The organism is Streptomyces sp. NPDC037126 (assembly GCF_055605965.1).
Map to the genome: position 1 here is coordinate 86,720 of NZ_JBVJTD010000007.1, position 16,588 is coordinate 103,307.

The following is a 16,588-nucleotide window of genomic DNA, read 5'->3' on the forward strand; positions in this document are numbered from 1 at the left end:
CATGACCGACAACCGAAGGGACAATGCCGCGTAGGCGCCCGTCATCCCTGCGGGGCGATCTCCCCGCCCGCTCCCACAGGCGGCGGCAGTATCCGATCATCGACCGCCTCACCAGTTCTTGCGCGGCCGACCTGCGTCGACTGGAGCGGACCCGCTTCTGGCCCGAAGCCACGGAGGAAGCGTTCTGGCACTGGAAGGCCCTTGCGCACGGCCCTCTCCGGCAACTCGCGGACGCATTCTCCGGTGATGATTGCGGCATCCTTGGGTGCGGGTGCTACGGCGTGGACTTCCGCGGGCACCTCGAAACCATGCTTCACGCGCTGCCCCGGAAGAGCGCACGCGAGTTGCGCGCCCTCGTGTGGGCCCTCGACAGGAAGATCCTGGCGAAAGCGCAGGTCATACCGGCCGACAGTCTTGATCAGCCATGGTGGCGAGGCGAGTTGAGGCGAGTCCTGGGACCATGACCGTCTGTCCCAGCAGCTCCCACACGCCCGATCAGCCACCCAGGCGGGGAACGCCCGTCGTCCAACGGGCCTGGCGGTGGTGCTGACCGCGGCTCAACGAGCGCTTTCTCAGTAGGTCCAACGGCCGCGCGGGGCACGTGAGTTCCCGATGAGGTTGTGACCTTTCACCCAGCCCGTCCGCCTGTCCCCACACACCACCGGGGGCCCATACTCCAGGACCTGACCAACCCACGGGTGAAGGAGAACGGTGAGCACAGCGGCGGCGGCAGGGACCTGGAAGCTCGGGGACCTGGAGGTGAACCGCATCGGCTACGGCGCGATGCGGCTGACGGGCAACGGCATGATGGGGAACTCCGACGGAACGCCGATCGACCGCGATGCCGCCGTCGCCCTGCTGCACAGCGCGTTCGAGCAGGGCGTCAACCACATCGACACCGCCGCCTTCTACTTCTCGCCGCTGCGTTCCGCGAACGAGCTCATCAACCGCGCCCTCTCGTCGTGGCACGGCGACGTGGTCGTGACGACCAAGGTCGGCCCGGCGCGCGATGCCTCCGGGGAGTGGCTCGCCATGGCTCGCCCCGAGCAACTGCGCGGCCGGGTCGAGGAGAACCTTCGCCAGCTCGGCCGGGACCACCTGGACGTGGTGAACCTGCGCCGCAACGGGCCCGACATGGCATCGATCGGCGAACACTTCGGTGTCCTCGCCGACCTGCGCCAGGCGGGCCTCATCCGGCACCTCGGACTGTCGAACATCCGCCCGGAACACGTGGCCGAGGCCCAGGCGATCGCACCCGTGGTCTGCGTGCAGAACTCCTACGGCCTCGACTGGCGCCGCGCCGACGAGAGCGGACTGGTCGACCTGTGCCGGGAACAGGGCATCGCCTTCGTCCCGTACTTCGCCGTCGCCGGCCTGCGCCGCGAGGCGGCCGCGGTTCAAGAACACGACGCGCGCGTGCGCTCCGTGGCGCTGGCCCACCTTGCGACGCCCGCCCAGGTCCGGCTTGCCTGGACCCTCCATCGCGGTCCTCACGTGCTGGCCATTCCCGGCACCACGAACCCGGCGCACCTCGCGGAGAACATCGCCGCCGGGACCCTGCGCCTGACGGAGGAGGACCTGGCCGTCCTCGACGGGCCGGGCGAGAGCACCGCCTGGGCGCCTGCGGACGACGGCCGATGAGCCCTTCGAAGAAGTAGCCGCCGTCGTAGCGTCCGGTTCCGACGAGGAGGAGGGGATCCGTGGGGTGGAAGGCCATCGCGTGCACGGGGTGGTGCGAACGGAGGAGCGCGCGGCAGGACAGATCAGCGGTGCTGTAGACGCCGACCGGCGCGGGGCTGTCGAAGTCGCGCACACCGGCCACCGCCAACAGGCCGCGGCGGCGAGCGCGGGTTCACCGACCTCGGCGAAGGGCCGGTCACCGAGGATCCGGTCGATACGGAGGGCCATGTCGGTGATCTTTCAGTGACGGAAGCAGGCGGGAAGCGAAATTCTTCATCGGTCGACCAGAACGGCTCGGCGCGAAGTGCCCCGCACAGTTCCTCCCTGGGTCCCGGTGTGCCGTGGGCGGCCTCGTGGTACACGGACCGAGACGGTCGATGAACCATGCGCTGGGCCGGAAAGAGGACCGGAATGACCGAGAAATTCACTGTCGGGGATCACGTCCGATGGAATTCCGAAGCCGGACACGTCGAGGGTGTCATCATCAAGAAGCACACCGGTGATGTGGATTACAAAGGCCATGTACGTCACGCCACTGAAAGCGAGCCACAATACGAGATCAAGAGCGACAAGACCGATCACATCGCCCTGCACAAGGGTGGCGCACCGACGAAACTGCAGCACTGAATCGCGCGGCCGAGAAAGACGGCTTGAAGTGTCGGCGAACTGGTCGAGGTGGCAGGATGGCGAACCGCGTCTACACGGTGGGGCATTCGACGCGCGACTTCGACGAACTTCTCACGATGTTGCGCAACCATGAGACAACCCACCTCGTCGACGTGCGCTCGTTTCCTTCGTCACGGAAGTTTCCGCAGTGGAACCAGCCGGCGATCATCGATGCGCTTCCCGCGGACATCGAATATCGATGGAACCCGAAATTGGGCGGTCGACGGCACACCCCTGCGGGGGTTCCGAGCGCGAACGGCGCGTGGCAGGTCAAAGCGTTCCGTGATTACGCCGACTACATGGCGAGCGAAGGATTCGCGGAGGGACTGGACGACTTGCTCGGACTCGCTGAAGACGGACGGCCGGTGATCATGTGCAGCGAGGCCGTGCCGTGGCGTTGTCATCGCAGGCTGATCACCGACGCGTTGATCGTCGGGGGCACGGAGGTGGTGCACATCATGTCGGCCACGACGGACAAGCCCGCCACGCTGAATCCGCACGCCCGCGTCCAGGACGGACACCTGACCTACCCGCCCACCGACACGACAAGATGAGCCGTGCAGGGGCTCAGTTCCTGCCGCGCACTCGGCGCGGCCGGCTTCCATCGCCGACATCCAGGCAGGCGAAGCCGGTGCCCTGCGAACCGGCACACCGCGTCATTCCGGAGGAATGCGAAACTCGAATTCCGGACGGTCCCACGGCACTGCGGGCGGGTTCGCGAGCGCGACCCCGGTGCGCACCGCGCCGACGCGGTGGTAGAAGTCCTCGGCGGGAACATGCGACACGACCTTGACACGGTCGAGCCCGGCGGCACGCGCCTCGGACTGCATGTGCGCGACGAGCAGTCGTCCAATACCCCGCCCCTGCGCTTCATCGGCGACGAACAGCAGGTCGAGCTCCGGCGGAGCGAGGAGGAGCGAGTAGAACCCGAGGACCCGGCCTCCATGATCGTCGGCCTCGACAGCCACGAAGGTGCGGTGGGCCTCGATGTAATCAGGACCGACCCGGTAGCCCGCGACTGCGGCTGCGTACTTACCCTCGTAGGCGCTTGAGCCACGCACGAGCCGCGTCAGCCGCTTGGCATCCCGCGCGACGGCCCTCCGTATCGTAATCGGCTGACTGATCCGGGAAGTGCGTGAACTCATCGGGAGAGTATCGCGCACCGGGGAGTGCCTTCGTGCGGCGGGTCGGATGCCGTCCGTGAAGATCACGGACGTTGCGGCGCAGGAGTCCTGGACACCCCCCTCCCAAACGCCGCCCACCCGCTCACCGACGCGGCGTCGGTGTCGCACGCGAGGAGACCCCAGGCGCCGGGAGTCCAGGCGAAGATCGCGTCCTGTCCGAAGCCGCGGCCCAGGTCACGCGCGGCAGTGTCGCTCAGGCCGACGACGGCGACGCTCTCCTCGCTGTGCGTGCCGTGCATGTCGCCGCCCTCCGCGGACCACCAGGTGAGGCCCCTGCGGTGGATCTCTTCGAGCAAGAGGCGGTGCGCACGGGCGTTGCGGTCCGCGGACGCGGTACGGCCCAGGGGATTCCAGGCGGTGATCACATGGACGGTGGCACCGCCGGCCGGTTGCGGGAAGGAACCCTCGGTCGTGCCCGAAGGACGCGGTTCGACACGAACGGTCCGGTCCTGGAACCGGATCTCGACGACCGCGGACCGGTAAAGATCCCAGTTACGGGGCGTGACGGCTGCGTCGATGATGTGCACAAGGGCCTCCTGTGGAACGAAGACCCCCTTACAGCTCGTGCAGGGAGATCAGTGCTTGTCCCCGACCCGGTCGCACTCGGCCGGGTCGGGCCAGACCGTAAGGTTTCATGATCGCGACATCGAAGCAAGGGGTTCTGAAGATGTTGCGTGAGGTGCGTGGGAAGCGCCCCCGCTGCTAGCGGTTCACGCCGGCGAGGGCAGGTGCACCCCGGGCGGCAGCCCCAGTCCGATCTCCCGACGCGGCAGCGACAGTCCAAGGTGCTCCCCAGCCGTGAGCACGTCCATTGTCAGTGCGGTGCGCTTCACTGGGCGCCATGGATCTCACGCAAGCGACCGTGAACGACCTGCTCGCCCAACTCGGCCCGGGGGACGGCCACATGTACCTCCCCGGCGATCTGGACCCGCAGGGCCTCACCGATTTGCTCGGCGGCAGGTACGGCGCCCCGCGCACTCTCGTCCTCGACGGCTTCACCGATCCGACGGTCGACGAGTCCAGCGGCGCGGCTCTCCTCGTCCCCTTCGAGCACCGGGCGGTGGCGATACGGGCGTGGGCCTACGGGGATCAGTGGATCGGCGCGGGCAGGGCGCGGGACGCCGAGGGCGTCGAGCGCCCGGTCCTGGTGGTCGCTCGCAGGGAGGTGCCAGAGCTCCTGGCGGTCGCTCCGGGCGAGGACGTCGACTGGACGGAGCGGCTCAGACGGATCACCGGCTGGACGCGGCCCGACGAGCGGCCGGACGTGGACTGGGCGGGGGTGGAGTCCCGCCTGGGCACCGCGCTGCCCAGCGACTACAAGCGCATGGTCGAGATGTTCGGCGAGGGCGCCTTCGACGGGTATCTGGACCTGGACCAGGAGCCGGGGACGCACTTCAAGGAGGACGGTCTGCTCATCTGGGCGGGGACCGAGCACGAGGACCTGTACTGCTGGAGGACCGAGGGCGACGACCCCGACCGCTGGCGCGTCGTGGTCCACTCCTTCGACGGCGAGGAAGTCCCTTTCGACTCCCGGGCAGCGGAGTTCGTCTGCCGCATCCTCATCGACCCGCACCATCGGTTCACCATGGCCCGCTACTTCGACACGCACTGGTTCATGAGCTACCGGGAAGTCGACTGAGCGGTCCCGCGGACGGCGCGTCGGCCGACGGTTGTCGCGGAGCGACTGCCTGTGACGACGTCTGCGGTCCCGTCCGGCTGCGGCCGCTGTCAGCGAGGCGCCTGAGGCCCCTCCACGAAGCGGGTGAGTTCCTCGGTGGCACCACGGGGCAGGTCGGCGAGGGCTGCCTCCGGCAGGTTCGTGATCGCGGTGCGCAGCCGCTCGGCGAGGTCCGGGAGCAGGGACCAGGCGGAAGCCGGGGCGCCGATGGCGGCGAGCAGCAGGTCTCCCTCGTAGAAGTACGCGTCCAGCAGCGGATCGTCGAGCAGCAGGCGCACCGCGAGGGGAAGGACGTGGGGCAGGGCCACCTGCTGTGAGATGAGCGTGCGCAGATCCGCCGGACCGAGTGCGCCCAGCGGAACGCTGGGCAGCCCGTGCACCTTGCGAACCAAGTGGGTCGCGTCGGCAGCGGGAGGAGGCCAACGGGGCGGGTCCGACTCGTCGAGCGTGCGGTCCAGGTGCAGCAGACGGTCCATCGCACCATTCTCGGCCCTCGGCCGGCTGCGGCCGGTCTTCAGGGCCGACGGGGCGCATTTCAGGACGGCCCGTGAGCTGTTCCCCGACGACGTCCACGATCTGTCGACCAAACCCTGCTTCCTGTTCTTCATCGTTCAGGCACCACCGTCGGATTCCGGCTCGCACGACTGACCGGTCGCGGATCAGGACTGGTTGATAGCGGTCCGGACCCCCAGGGGGCCACGCAGGTTCGGATCCTGCCGTCTCCGTGGACCCCCTACGGCGGTGTCCACCTGTCAAGTGTCGATCGTGCACAGCCTCTTCGTCGCGCGTGTCAGGGCGACGTACAGGTCCCGTTCCCCGCTGGGGCGGGCCGTGGCGATCTCCTCGGGGGCGGCGACGATGACCGCGTCGAACTCCAGGCCGCGGGCCTCGGAGGCCGGGACGAGGCGGGCCCACCGGGTGATGCCGGCGGAGGTCATGTCGCCGACTCTGGCGTCCGCGCAGATCACCGCGAGCAGTTCGGACGGGTGGGTCTCGGCCTGGGCTCGGGCCTCGTCGGTGACGGTGGTGACGAGGGACGAAGGGGACGCGGTGCGGCTGCGGGGCCGCTCGCCGTGGCGGATGGACCGGCTCGGTGCGCGGCCGGGAGCGATCCTCGTGAGCAGGTCGTGGGTGGTCGCCAGGATCTCCTCGGTGGTGCGGTAGCTGACCGTCAGGGTGTGGAGGGTGAACCTGGTGCCGACGTGCGGGCCCAGGGCGTCGGGCCAGTCGCTCGCCGTGGTCGCGGGGCCGGCCTGGGCGAAGTCGCCCACCAGCGTCATCGACCTGGCCGGGCACCGGCGCAGGACCATGCGCCACTGCATGGCCGTGAGTTCCTGGGCCTCGTCGACGACGACGTGCCCGAAGATCCGCTCCGGCGGCCCCTCCACGAGGCTTGCCGCCTCGTCCAGCAGCGGTGTGTCGGCGTCGGTCCACGGGGCGTCCGGAGGGCTCAGCAGCCGGGCCCGCTCCTCGCTGCTCAGCGACGGCAGCAACGTGTGCAGCATGCGGGCGTCGGCCAGCAGGGACCGTACGACGGCCTCGGGGGTCAGCCGGGGCCATAGGGCCTCCACGGCCCGGTCCACGTGGGCGTCGTCCGCAAGGTCGGCCCGAAGGGCTTCCGCATCGAACTCCTGGGCCGTGTCGCTCGCCGTCGTACCGTCGAATCCGAGGGCCTGCAGGTCGGCCCGGGCCACGGCGTCCAGGTTCAGGCCGGTTGCGCGTTCGACCTCGGCGTCGATGCGGTCGAGGGCTTCGGCGGTGCCGCGTTCCACCGCGTCCGTGACCGCATCGATCAGGTACTCCTTGAACACCTCCCGCGCGCGGTTGTGCGGGAGACCGCTCGTCATGGCCGTGTGCCGTGCCTCCGCGACATCCGCGCGCTCCAGGCGGACGCGGCCCTGTCCGATGCGCACGGAGAAGTCTCCGTCCGGCGCCTGCCGGGAGCGCACCAGAGCCGCCAGTGCCTCGGCCAGCGCGGAACTCCCCTTGATCCGGGCCGCGTCGGAGGGCGCGGCGGCGGCCGAGGGGACTCCGGCCAGCTCGCCGCACGTCGCCAGCAGAACGTCGTTCTCCCCGAGCGAGGGCAGCACCTGGGAGACGTAGTCGAGGAACCGTGCGTTCGGCCCGAGCACCAGGACGCCGCGCTCGGCGGCTCGTGGGAACGCGTACAGGACGTACGCCGCGCGGTGCAGTGCGACGACGGTCTTGCCGGTGCCGGGGCCGCCCTGGACCACCGTCACGCCGCGGTGCGAGGACCGGACGATCGCGTCCTGTTCCGCCTGGAGGGTCGCCACCGCCGCACGCATGCGCCCGGTGCGCCGTCCCTCCAGGGCCTGGAGCAAGGGGCCGTCACCGACGACGTCGCCGGGCACGGGGGCGGAGCCGTCCAGCAGTTCGTCGCTCACGGCGCGGACCTCGCGGCCCTCGACGCGCAGGTGCCTGCGCCGTCGCAGGCCCATGGGATGGACCGCCGTCGCCGCGTAGAAGGGGCGTGCGGCCTCCGCACGCCAGTCGACGAGCAGCGGGAGGTCGCGGTCGTCCCTGTGCAGGCCGAGCCTGCCGACGTGCAGGGCGGTGCCGTCCTCGCCGTCGATGCGGCCGAAGGCCAGCGCCTCCTCGGCTCCGTCGAGCCTTCGCAGCTGCCGTGTCAGCTGATCGGCGGTGACGTCGCGCGCGTACACCTCGCCCGCACTGTCGGCGGGTGTCCGCAGGACCTCCGTCAGTTGTGCCCGCGCATCCGCGAGCCGTTCGTCCAGCAGCTTGTACATGGCGGATACATGGGTCTGCTCCACCGCAATCTGACCTGCGGCGTCCTCGTTGACCGGCGACAAAAGACGGCCTCCTCCCGGGTCGGCCCTCCACTATGAAGCCCGATTTGCACAAAAGTAAGGCTTGACTTACCCGGACGTTTCCGCCCTCCGGGGGTCCGCGGTGGGACCGCACGGTCACTCATCCCCCTGCTCAGACCGGGTGCCGGCCGGAGATTCGCAGGCCCGGGCGGGCGGAAGCGCTTTCGATCCTGGTCGCTGCCCGTTCCCGGAACGTTCAACTCGTCCCCCTGCCAAGGTTCTTGGTCGCCCGCCTACGGTCCATGACGGTTCGAAGGAGGGGGTTCATGGAGGCAGTCCTCGCAGTCCGGGCTCGCGGGATCACGAAGTGCTTCGGCGACGTCGTGGCACTCGACGGCATCGACCTGGATGTGACACAGGGGCAGATCCACGGTCTGGTCGGACCGAACGGGGCCGGCAAGACGACACTGCTCGGCCTCCTGCTGGGCCTCGCCGCCGCCGACAGCGGCACTCTGGAGATCCTGGGCACGCCGGTGGGCCGGGCGCTCGCCGCTCCCGGCGGAGTCTCCGGTTTCGTGGACGGGCCCGGGCTCTATCCCTCGCTCACCGCCAGGCAGAACCTGGCCGCGCTGGCCGCCCTCCGCGGCCGGGACGCGCGGACGGCGGGGATCGACGACGTACTCCAGGAGGTCGGGCTCACCGATGTGGCCGACGACCGGGTCCGCGGCTTCTCCCTCGGCATGCGCCAGCGGCTCGGGCTCGCCGCCGCACTGATCACCAGGCCCCGGCTGCTCGTGCTCGACGAACCGGCCAACGGCCTGGACCCGGCGGGCAAGAGACATGTGCACCGGGTTCTCACCGGGCTGGCGGCGGACGGCACCGCCGTGGTGCTCTCGAGCCACCGCATGGACGACCTCGAGGCACTGTGCTCGGAGGTCACCATCCTCGCCACCGGCCGGATCGTCTTCACCGGCCCGCTGAACAAGCTGGCCGCCGAGAACCGTGAACTCGACTACCGGCTGCTCACCTCCGACCCGGGGACCGCGCGGAGGCTCGCCGACGACACGGACGGGGTCCGGGTCGTCGACAACAGCGCGGCCAGGCGTGACACCGACATCGTCGTCGTGCGCGCGCTGGTGCCCGCCCTCGACGAACTGGTGGTGCGGCTCGTGCGGTCGGGCGTCGCGGTGCGCGAACTCGCGCCCGTGGTGTCGCCGTTGGAGACCGCGTTCCTCGCCCTCACCGAACAGCAGCAGGAGGCCGGCCGATGACCGCGACCGTCGTCGAGGCCGACGTCGTCGGCTCCAGGGCCGTCTCCGTTCCGCGCGGCTACCGCTTCGAAATGGTCAAGCTGGTCTCGCAGTGGCGGATCCGCCTGCTGGTCCTCGCCTGCTGGATCGCGCCGGCGCTCTTCGTCGCCGGGGTGAGCCGGCAGAGCACGCTCCCCGCGGACACCCTCTTCGGCCGCTGGATGCACGCCACCGGGTGGGCCGGTCCGCTGGTGATGCTCGGTTTCGCGGGCACCTGGGCGCTGCCGCTGCTGACCTCGGTGGTGGCCGGCGACGTGTTCGCCTCCGAGGACCGGCTGGGTACCTGGCGCCATCTGCTCGTGGTCGTACGGTCGGCCCGGCGGATCTTCGCCGCGAAGGCGCTGGCCAGCCTCACCGTCATCCTGCTGCTGGTGGCCGGGCTGGCCTGTTCCAGCGCGGTCGGCGGCCTCGTGTCGGTCGGCGACCAGCCGCTGGTCGGCCTCGACGGCCATCTGCTCACGCCGGGGGACGCGGCCGGCCGGGTCCTGCTCGCGTGGGCCGCGGCCCTCGCCCCGACCCTGGCGCTCGCCGCGATCGGGCTGCTCGGTTCCGTCGCGCTGGGGCGGTCCCCGATGGGGCTGCTGCTGCCCCCGGTCGTCGCGCTGGCGATGCAGGTGACCCAGATGCTGCCGCTGCCCGTCGCGGTGCGCCTCGCGCTGCCCGGCTACGCGTTCATCGCCTGGAACGGCCTGTTCACCAGCCCGGCCCAGCTCGCCCCGCTGCTGACCGGCGTCGCGGTCAGCCTGGTGTGGGCGGTGCTCGCGACCGCGCTGGCCTATGTGCTGTTCGTACGGCGGGACTTCACCAACCCGGTCTACGACGGTTCCGGGCGCCGCGCGGTCACCGTCGGTCTGCTGCCGCTGGCCGCGCTGACCGCCGCCACCGTCGCGGTGGTCGCCGTGGCCACCCCGTCGACGGCCTCCGGGATCGAACAGGCCAAGGTCCAGAAGTCCCTGGCCACGGTGTTCGCCCATCTCTACCGCCTGCAGACGCGGCAACTCCACCGGCCCGCCGTGACCGAGGCCGAGTTGCGGGCCACGGCGGCGTGCACCAAGAGCGACGGCCAGGCCGCCCAGGAGGGGGCGGGCAACGACTGGCGTTGCGTCGTGAGCTGGCATCTCCCCGGTGTCGCGGTGACGGGGACGGCCGTCTACCAGCTCGACATCACCTCGGACGGGCGGTTCGTGGCGGACGGCGACGGTCCCAAGGAAGTCAACGGCTACTTCCTGGTGCGGACTTCGACCGGTGACGCCCCGAATCCGCTGTGGCAGTTCGACGGCAACGTGGAACTGCTCGACACCCACTGAAGGGAAGAGTTCCGTGCAGGTAACACGTCAGCGTCGGATCAACGAGAAGAGCAAGGTCGACCTCTTCGGCAGACGCATCGGCCGCCGGACCATGCTGGTGACGGCCGGGATCGCGGTCGCCCTCGGCGTCACGGGCACCGCCGTGGCCTCGACGTATCAGTTCGGCACCCAGCAGGTCGCCCAGGTCACCGCCAACGGTCAGGTCATCTCCAGCGACCAGTACATCAACCCGTACGGCAGCCGTACCGTCATCAACGACGGCAAGATCATGTCGTCGACGGTCAGCCCGGACGGCACCCACCTCGCGGCCTCGATCGCCGACGGCGACGCATCCCTGGTGGTCATGGACCTTGCCACCGGGCAGGTCAAGCAGAAGGTCGGCACCAACGCGGCGGACGACCTGCGCATCAGCAGCGGCGCGGTCGGCCAGGAGGGCCCGACCTACTCGCCCGACGGCAAGCAGCTGTGGCTGGGCCAGGCGAACGGCTACACCAAGTTCACCGTGAACGCCGACGGCACCCTCTCCAGCCCCACGGCCGTGTCGATCCCGGCCGACGGCTCCAAGCAGGCGCTGGTGGGCGCGGCCGTGTTCTCGGCCGACGGCTCCACCGTGTACTCCGCGGTCAACGGCCAGAACCGGGTGGTCGCGATAGACGCGACGACCGGGGCCGTCAAGCAGAGCTGGGCGGTCGGCAACGCCCCGCGCGGGATCGCCCTGGTCGGCGGCAAGCTCTACGTCAGCAACGAGGGCGGGCGCCCGGCCAGGGCCGGCGACACCACGATCAACTCCTACGGCACCGACGTGGTGGCGAACCCGAGGACCGGCGCCAGCACCACCGGTACGGTCAGCGTCATCGACACCGCGGACCCGTCCGCCGCCGTCGGCACCGTGGACGTCGGTCTGCACCCGACCGCCGTCTACGCGAGCAAGGGCGCCGTGTTCGTCACCAACACCGCCGACAACAGCGTGTCGGTCATCGACGCCCGCAGGGACAAGGTCGTCCAGACCATCGCGACCCAGCCGTGGCCGGAGGCGTCGGTCGGCTACGAGCCGAACGCCGTCACGCTCACCGACGACGGCCGGCTGCTGGTGACGCTCGGCCGCGCCAACGCCGTGGCCGTCTACCGCTACTCCTCCCCGCAGCAGCCCGCCCGTTACGTCGGCCTGCTCCCGACGGACTACTACCCGTCGGGGATCACCGCCCTCGGCAAGAAGGTGGTCGTCGCCAACACCCGTGGCGTCGACGCCCGTCGTCCCGACAGCGCCGGCCACAACACCCACGACACCACGTCGAGCCTGACGCGGTTCACGCTGCCGAGCGACCTCGTCGTCAGGTCGGAGACGGCCAAGGTCTTCCGGCAGAACGGGTGGACCGCCGGCTCGGTCGGCACGGCCAAGGGTGCGAGCCACGCGAGGGCGATGCCGGTCCCGGCGCGCCTCGGCGCCCCCTCGACGATCAAGCACGTCTTCCTGCTGGTCAAGGAGAACCGCACCTACGACCAGGTGTTCGGCGACCTCCCGCAGGGCAACGGCGACTCCTCGCTCACCCAGTTCGGTGCGAACGTGACGCCGAACCAGCACGCGCTGGCGCAGCAGTTCGGGCTGTACGACAACTTCTACGACATCGGCACGAACTCCGCCGAGGGCCACAACTGGCTGATGCAGTCGGACAACCCGGAGTACACCGAGTCGTCGGCCGGCGAGTACACGCGCAGCTACGACACCGAGAACGACGTCCTCGGCCACCAGAAGACCGGGTTCATCTGGACCGGTGCGCAGGCGGCCGGCAAGTCCGTCAAGGACTTCGGCGAGTTCCAGTCGAACGAGAGCAAGCCGGCCGGCGCGACCTGGCAGAACCTGTACTGCGACAGCAAGAACATGGCCGCGACCGGCGCCCAGACCGCCTACCCCATCAAGACGGGCTCGGCGATACCCTCGCTCAACGACGTGTCGGTGCAGGGCTTCCCGCTGTTCGACCTGGATGTCCCGGACGTCTACAAGGAACAGATCTGGAAGCAGGACTTCGAGAAGAACGGCCCGGCGAACCTGAACATGTTCTGGTTCTCCAACGACCACACCGGCGGCCCGGCGAACGCGGCCGCCGAGGTCGCCGACAACGACCTCGCGGTCGGCAGGATGGTCGACGAGATCACCCACAGCAAGTACTGGAAGGACTCGGCGATCTTCGTCGTCGAGGACGACTCCCAGGCCGGCCTCGACCACGTCGACGGCCACCGCGCCCCCGTCCAGGTCATCAGCCCCTACGCCAAGCACGGGACCGTCGACAACCACTACTACTCGCAGATCACCATGGTCCGCACCATCGAGCAGATCCTCGGGATCCACCCGATGAACCAGCTCGACAGCGCGGCCACCCCGATGTACGGCGCGTTCACGCAGAAGGCGGACGACACTCCGTTCACCGCGGTGCCCAACCGGACGTCGCTGACCCTCGGTGTGAACCCCCAGCCGTCCTGCGGCTCGGACACCCCGGCGGCCCAGGACACCAAGGCGGCGGCCGCGCCGACGTCCGTGGCGGTGCCGTCGGACGCGCGGAAGGTCGCGGCGCTGTGGCAGACGTGGGCGTCGCACCAGCGGCTGACGGGCAAGAACGCCGTGCCCGACTACGCGAACCCGACCCAGATGAACCGCTACACCTGGTACCAGACCCACAACTGGACCAAGCCGTACCCGGGTGACAAGAAGGTCTACGCCCCGAACGACGTTCCGGGCGCCTACCTCCCGTCGTCCGAGAACGACGGCTGACCGAGGCAGGCATCACGGCGGAGGTCCCTGGCCGGCGGTCGCGCCGGGCGGAGACCTCCGCCGTCGCGTGTCACTCCGGTGGCTCCGTCCGGCTCTCCTCGCCGCTGGACAGGCTGGTGGGGTGGCGGCCCCAAGGTTGCTGCGGCTCCGGGCGCGAGGGCGCGGGCGGGATCCTGCGCTCGACCGGGGCGCCGGGGGTGACGGTCATCGGCTCCCCGTGGTGCAGCACCGCGAGGGGGTCGCCCTCCACCAACTGGTAGCGGGCGTGCGTCGGTTCGATCTCCAATCTCAGTCTGCGTCCACGCATCTGCACCGTGAACGCCACTTTGGACAGCGCTTCGGGCAGGCGCGGCGCGAAGCCGAGCAGGTCCGGCTTCCCTCCGTCGCCGATGTGCCGGCGCAGGCCTCCGAAGCCGCAGACCAGTGCGATCCAGGTGCCGGCGAGGGAGGCGATGTGCAGCCCGTCGCGGGTGTTGTGCTCCAGGTCGTCCAGGTCCATCAGCGCGGCCTCGGCGAGGTAGGCGTAGGCCAGTCTCAAGTGCCCGGTCTCCGCGGCCAGCACCGCCTGGCAGCACGCCGACAGGGAGGAGTCGCGGACGGTCAGCGCCTCGTAGTAGGCGAAGTTGCGTGCCTTCTCCTCCTCGGTGAACGCATAGGGGCACGCCATCATCGCCAGCACCACGTCCGCCTGCTTCACCACTTGTTTGCGGTACAGGTCGAAGTACGGGTAGTGCAGCAGGAGCGGGTAGTTCTCGGGTGGGGTCGCCTCGAAGTCCCAGCGCTGGAAGTGTGTGAACCCGGCCGACTGCTCGTGCACGCCGAGGGTCTCGTTGTACGGCATCGCCATGCGGGCCGCGGCGTCCCGCCAGACCGCGGTCTCCTCGTCGTCGACCCCGAGTTCCGCGGCCCGTTCGGGGTGGCGTGCGGCCGCGTCCGCGGCGGCCACCAGGTTCTGCCGGGCCGTCAGGTTGGTGTACAGGTTGTCCCGGGCGATGGCGCTGTACTCGTCGGGCCCGGTGACCCCGTCGATGTGGAAGACGCCCTCCGCGTCGTGGTGGCCGACGGAGCGCCACAGCCGGGCGGTGTCGACGAGGAGGTCGAGTCCCTCGCCGCGTTCGAAGTCCTCGTCGCCGGTCACCATGACGTAGCGGACCGCGGCCATGGCGATGTCGGCGTTGATGTGGAACGCGGCCGTCCCGGCGGGCCAGTAGGCGGAGCACTCGGCGCCGCTGATGGTCCGCCAGGGGAACACCGCGCCGGACAACGTCAGTTGGCGCGCGCGGTCCCGGGCCGCCGGCAGCGTCCCGTGCCGCCATCTCAGGGCCGACGCGACGCCTTCCGGAGCGGTGAACGTCAGGACGGGAAGCACATAGGACTCGGTGTCCCAGAAGGAGTGCCCGTCGTAGCCGGTGCCGGTCAGTCCCTTGGCGGGGATCGCCCGGTTCTCACCGCGGGCCGCCGCCTGGAGCACGTGGAAGAGGGCGAACCGCACCGCCTGCTGGATCTGTGCGTCGCCCTCCACCTCGACGTCCGCGCCGGCCCAGAACCGGTCCAGATAGGACCGCTGCGCGGCGACCAGTCCGTCCCAGCCGGTGCTGACGGCGGCGGCCACCGCCCCGTCCACCTGGTCGTGCACGGCGGGCAGCGAACGCTCACCGGACCAGCCGTAGGCGACGAACTTGACCAGCCGCAGCCGCTGCCCGGGCGCCAGGTCCGCGGTGACCGTCAGCCGGCTGACGTCGGGCTCGCACTGCGCCGTCCAGCGGGTGCTGTCGGGGCCCTCGACGAGATGGTCGGCGGCGGCTCCCACCCGCAGGGCGCTGTGCTCGGTGCGGTGCACGAGGCGCAGCCGGGTCTCCTGCGCGAAGTGCTCCTCGGCCACCAGCGGGGACTCGGTCGCCGCGGCGACACGCGGGTCGCCCTCGATGTGGGGCAGCTGTTCGTTGGCGACGAGCTCGGACTGCACGGCCACCGTGACCGGTCCGTCGATCGGCTCGACCTCGTACACGATCGCGGCCACGGCCCGCTGGGTGAAGGACACGAGCCGTTGCGAGCTGATGCGGACCTCGCGGCCGCTGGGCGTGGTCCAGTGCGCGGTGCGGCTGAGCACGCCGGTGCGGAAGTCCAGGACCCGCTCGTGCGACACCAGCCGGCCGTAGCGCAGATCGCACGGGTGGTCGTCGACCAGCAGCCGGATGATCTTGCCGTCGGTGACGTTGATCAGGGTCTCGCCGGACTCCGGATAGCCGTAGCCCGCCTCCGCGTAGGGCAGCGGATGCCGCTCGTGGACGCCGTTGAGGTAGGCGCCGGGCAGCCCGTGGGGCTCGCCCTCGTCGAGGTTGCCGCGCCAGCCGATGTGCCCGTTGGAGAGGGCGAACACCGACTCGCTCTGCGCCAGCACCTCCAGGTTCAGCTCGGTCTCGCGCAGGCACCACGGCTCGACCGTGTAACTGGGGTGGGTGATCATCGGGACTCCAGGAGTTCGGCCAGGTCACGGACCACCACGTCGGCGCCGTGGACCCGCAGCTGCTCCGCCTGGCCGACCCGGTCGACACCGACGACCAGGCCGAAGGCCCCCTCGCGGCCCGCCTCGACACCGGCCAGGGCGTCCTCGAAGACAGCGGCCTCGTCCGGTTGCAGTCCGAGCCCGCGGGCCGCTTCGAGATAGGTGTCGGGGGCGGGCTTGCCGCGCAGATGACGCTCGCGCGCCACCAGCCCGTCGATCCGTTCGTCGAACAGGTCTTCGATGCCGGCTGCCGCCAGGACGTCCCGGCAGTTCGCGCTGGACGAGACCACGGCGCAGGGCAGACCGGCCTCCCGCACGGCGTGCACGAAGCGGACCGAGCCCTCGTAGGGTTCCACCCCGTCCTCCCGGATGCGGCGCAGCACCAGGTTGTTCTTCCGGGTGCCCAGGCCGTTGACGGTCTCCGCCTCCGGCGGGTCGTCCGGCGATCCCTCGGGCAGGTGCACGCCGCGTGCCGCGAGGAACGTGCGCACGCCGTCCTCGCGGGGCCGCCCGTCCACGTACTCGTCGTAGTCGTCGACCGCGTCGAAGGGTACGAACGCGGTCCCCTCGCGTGTCGCGCGCTCGCGGAGATAGCCGTCGAACATCTCCTTCCAGGCCGCCGCGTGCACCTTCGCGGTCTGGGTGAGCACGCCGTCGAGGTCGAACAGGCAGGCACGGACGTGAGCAGGAAGCCCCAGCAT

At 70.3% G+C, this 16,588-nt stretch carries 13 protein-coding genes; 7 read left to right on the forward strand and 6 right to left on the reverse strand.

All coding sequences use genetic code 11. The features are described 5' to 3' along the window. Positions 1 to 711 precede the first annotated feature (711 nt). From ACZ7FF_RS17970 to ACZ7FF_RS17980, 3 genes are all read left to right on the forward strand, one after another. Complete coding sequence (locus ACZ7FF_RS17970; protein WP_470813173.1) at positions 712 to 1,641, forward strand: oxidoreductase; 930 nt, start codon at positions 712 to 714, stop codon at positions 1,639 to 1,641. Between the two features lie 450 nt (positions 1,642 to 2,091). Next, entirely contained in the window at positions 2,092 to 2,307 is a 216-nt protein-coding gene (locus tag ACZ7FF_RS17975; RefSeq protein ID WP_470813174.1) for a hypervirulence associated TUDOR domain-containing protein, read from the forward strand. A gap of 56 nt (positions 2,308 to 2,363) precedes the next feature. Then, positions 2,364 to 2,900 (forward strand): DUF488 domain-containing protein, encoded by a 537-nt coding sequence (locus ACZ7FF_RS17980; RefSeq protein ID WP_470813175.1) that lies wholly within the window; start codon positions 2,364 to 2,366, stop codon positions 2,898 to 2,900. A gap of 102 nt (positions 2,901 to 3,002) precedes the next feature. Here ACZ7FF_RS17980 and ACZ7FF_RS17985 read toward each other — a convergent pair whose 3' ends face one another. Further along, positions 3,003 to 3,491 (reverse strand): GNAT family N-acetyltransferase, encoded by a 489-nt coding sequence (locus ACZ7FF_RS17985; RefSeq protein ID WP_470813176.1) that lies wholly within the window; start codon positions 3,489 to 3,491, stop codon positions 3,003 to 3,005. Between the two features lie 62 nt (positions 3,492 to 3,553). After that, positions 3,554 to 4,057, reverse strand: coding sequence for a DUF3293 domain-containing protein (locus tag ACZ7FF_RS17990; RefSeq protein ID WP_470813177.1), 504 nt, complete (start codon positions 4,055 to 4,057; stop codon positions 3,554 to 3,556). 314 nt (positions 4,058 to 4,371) lie between these two features. Here ACZ7FF_RS17990 and ACZ7FF_RS17995 point away from each other — a divergent pair, with 314 nt between their 5' ends. Beyond that, a complete protein-coding gene (locus ACZ7FF_RS17995) occupies positions 4,372 to 5,169 on the forward strand; it encodes a hypothetical protein (RefSeq protein ID WP_470813178.1) in 798 nt (265 codons plus the stop codon). Positions 5,170 to 5,258: 89 nt separating this feature from the next. Here the strand turns inward: ACZ7FF_RS17995 and ACZ7FF_RS18000 are convergent, their stop codons facing one another. Then, positions 5,259 to 5,684 carry a contact-dependent growth inhibition system immunity protein gene (locus tag ACZ7FF_RS18000; RefSeq protein ID WP_470813179.1) on the reverse strand — a complete coding sequence of 142 codons (426 nt, stop codon included), beginning with the start codon at positions 5,682 to 5,684 and terminating at the stop codon, positions 5,259 to 5,261. A 276-nt stretch (positions 5,685 to 5,960) separates the two neighbouring features. Next, positions 5,961 to 7,976: a HelD family protein gene (locus ACZ7FF_RS18005; RefSeq protein ID WP_470813392.1), complete on the reverse strand. Its 2,016-nt coding sequence runs from the start codon at positions 7,974 to 7,976 to the stop codon at positions 5,961 to 5,963. A 347-nt stretch (positions 7,977 to 8,323) separates the two neighbouring features. Between ACZ7FF_RS18005 and ACZ7FF_RS18010 the strand changes: the two genes are divergently transcribed. Genes ACZ7FF_RS18010 through ACZ7FF_RS18020 form a run of 3 tightly spaced genes read left to right on the forward strand, consistent with a single transcriptional unit; the run spans position 8,324 to position 13,381 of the window. Then, positions 8,324 to 9,268: an ABC transporter ATP-binding protein gene (locus tag ACZ7FF_RS18010; protein WP_470813180.1), complete on the forward strand. Its 945-nt coding sequence runs from the start codon at positions 8,324 to 8,326 to the stop codon at positions 9,266 to 9,268. Then, positions 9,265 to 10,614, forward strand: a complete 1,350-nt coding sequence (locus tag ACZ7FF_RS18015; RefSeq protein WP_470813181.1) for an ABC transporter permease — start codon at positions 9,265 to 9,267, stop codon at positions 10,612 to 10,614. Before ACZ7FF_RS18010 ends, ACZ7FF_RS18015 begins: the two co-directional genes overlap by 4 nt. A gap of 13 nt (positions 10,615 to 10,627) precedes the next feature. Beyond that, positions 10,628 to 13,381, forward strand: a complete 2,754-nt coding sequence (locus ACZ7FF_RS18020; protein WP_470813182.1) for an alkaline phosphatase family protein — start codon at positions 10,628 to 10,630, stop codon at positions 13,379 to 13,381. 70 nt (positions 13,382 to 13,451) lie between these two features. Here ACZ7FF_RS18020 and ACZ7FF_RS18025 read toward each other — a convergent pair whose 3' ends face one another. Continuing rightward, positions 13,452 to 15,848: a glycoside hydrolase family 65 protein gene (locus ACZ7FF_RS18025; protein ID WP_470813183.1), complete on the reverse strand. Its 2,397-nt coding sequence runs from the start codon at positions 15,846 to 15,848 to the stop codon at positions 13,452 to 13,454. Next, complete coding sequence (locus tag ACZ7FF_RS18030; protein ID WP_470813184.1) at positions 15,845 to 16,588, reverse strand: HAD family hydrolase; 744 nt, start codon at positions 16,586 to 16,588, stop codon at positions 15,845 to 15,847. The genes ACZ7FF_RS18025 and ACZ7FF_RS18030 overlap by 4 nt, the downstream gene beginning before the upstream one ends.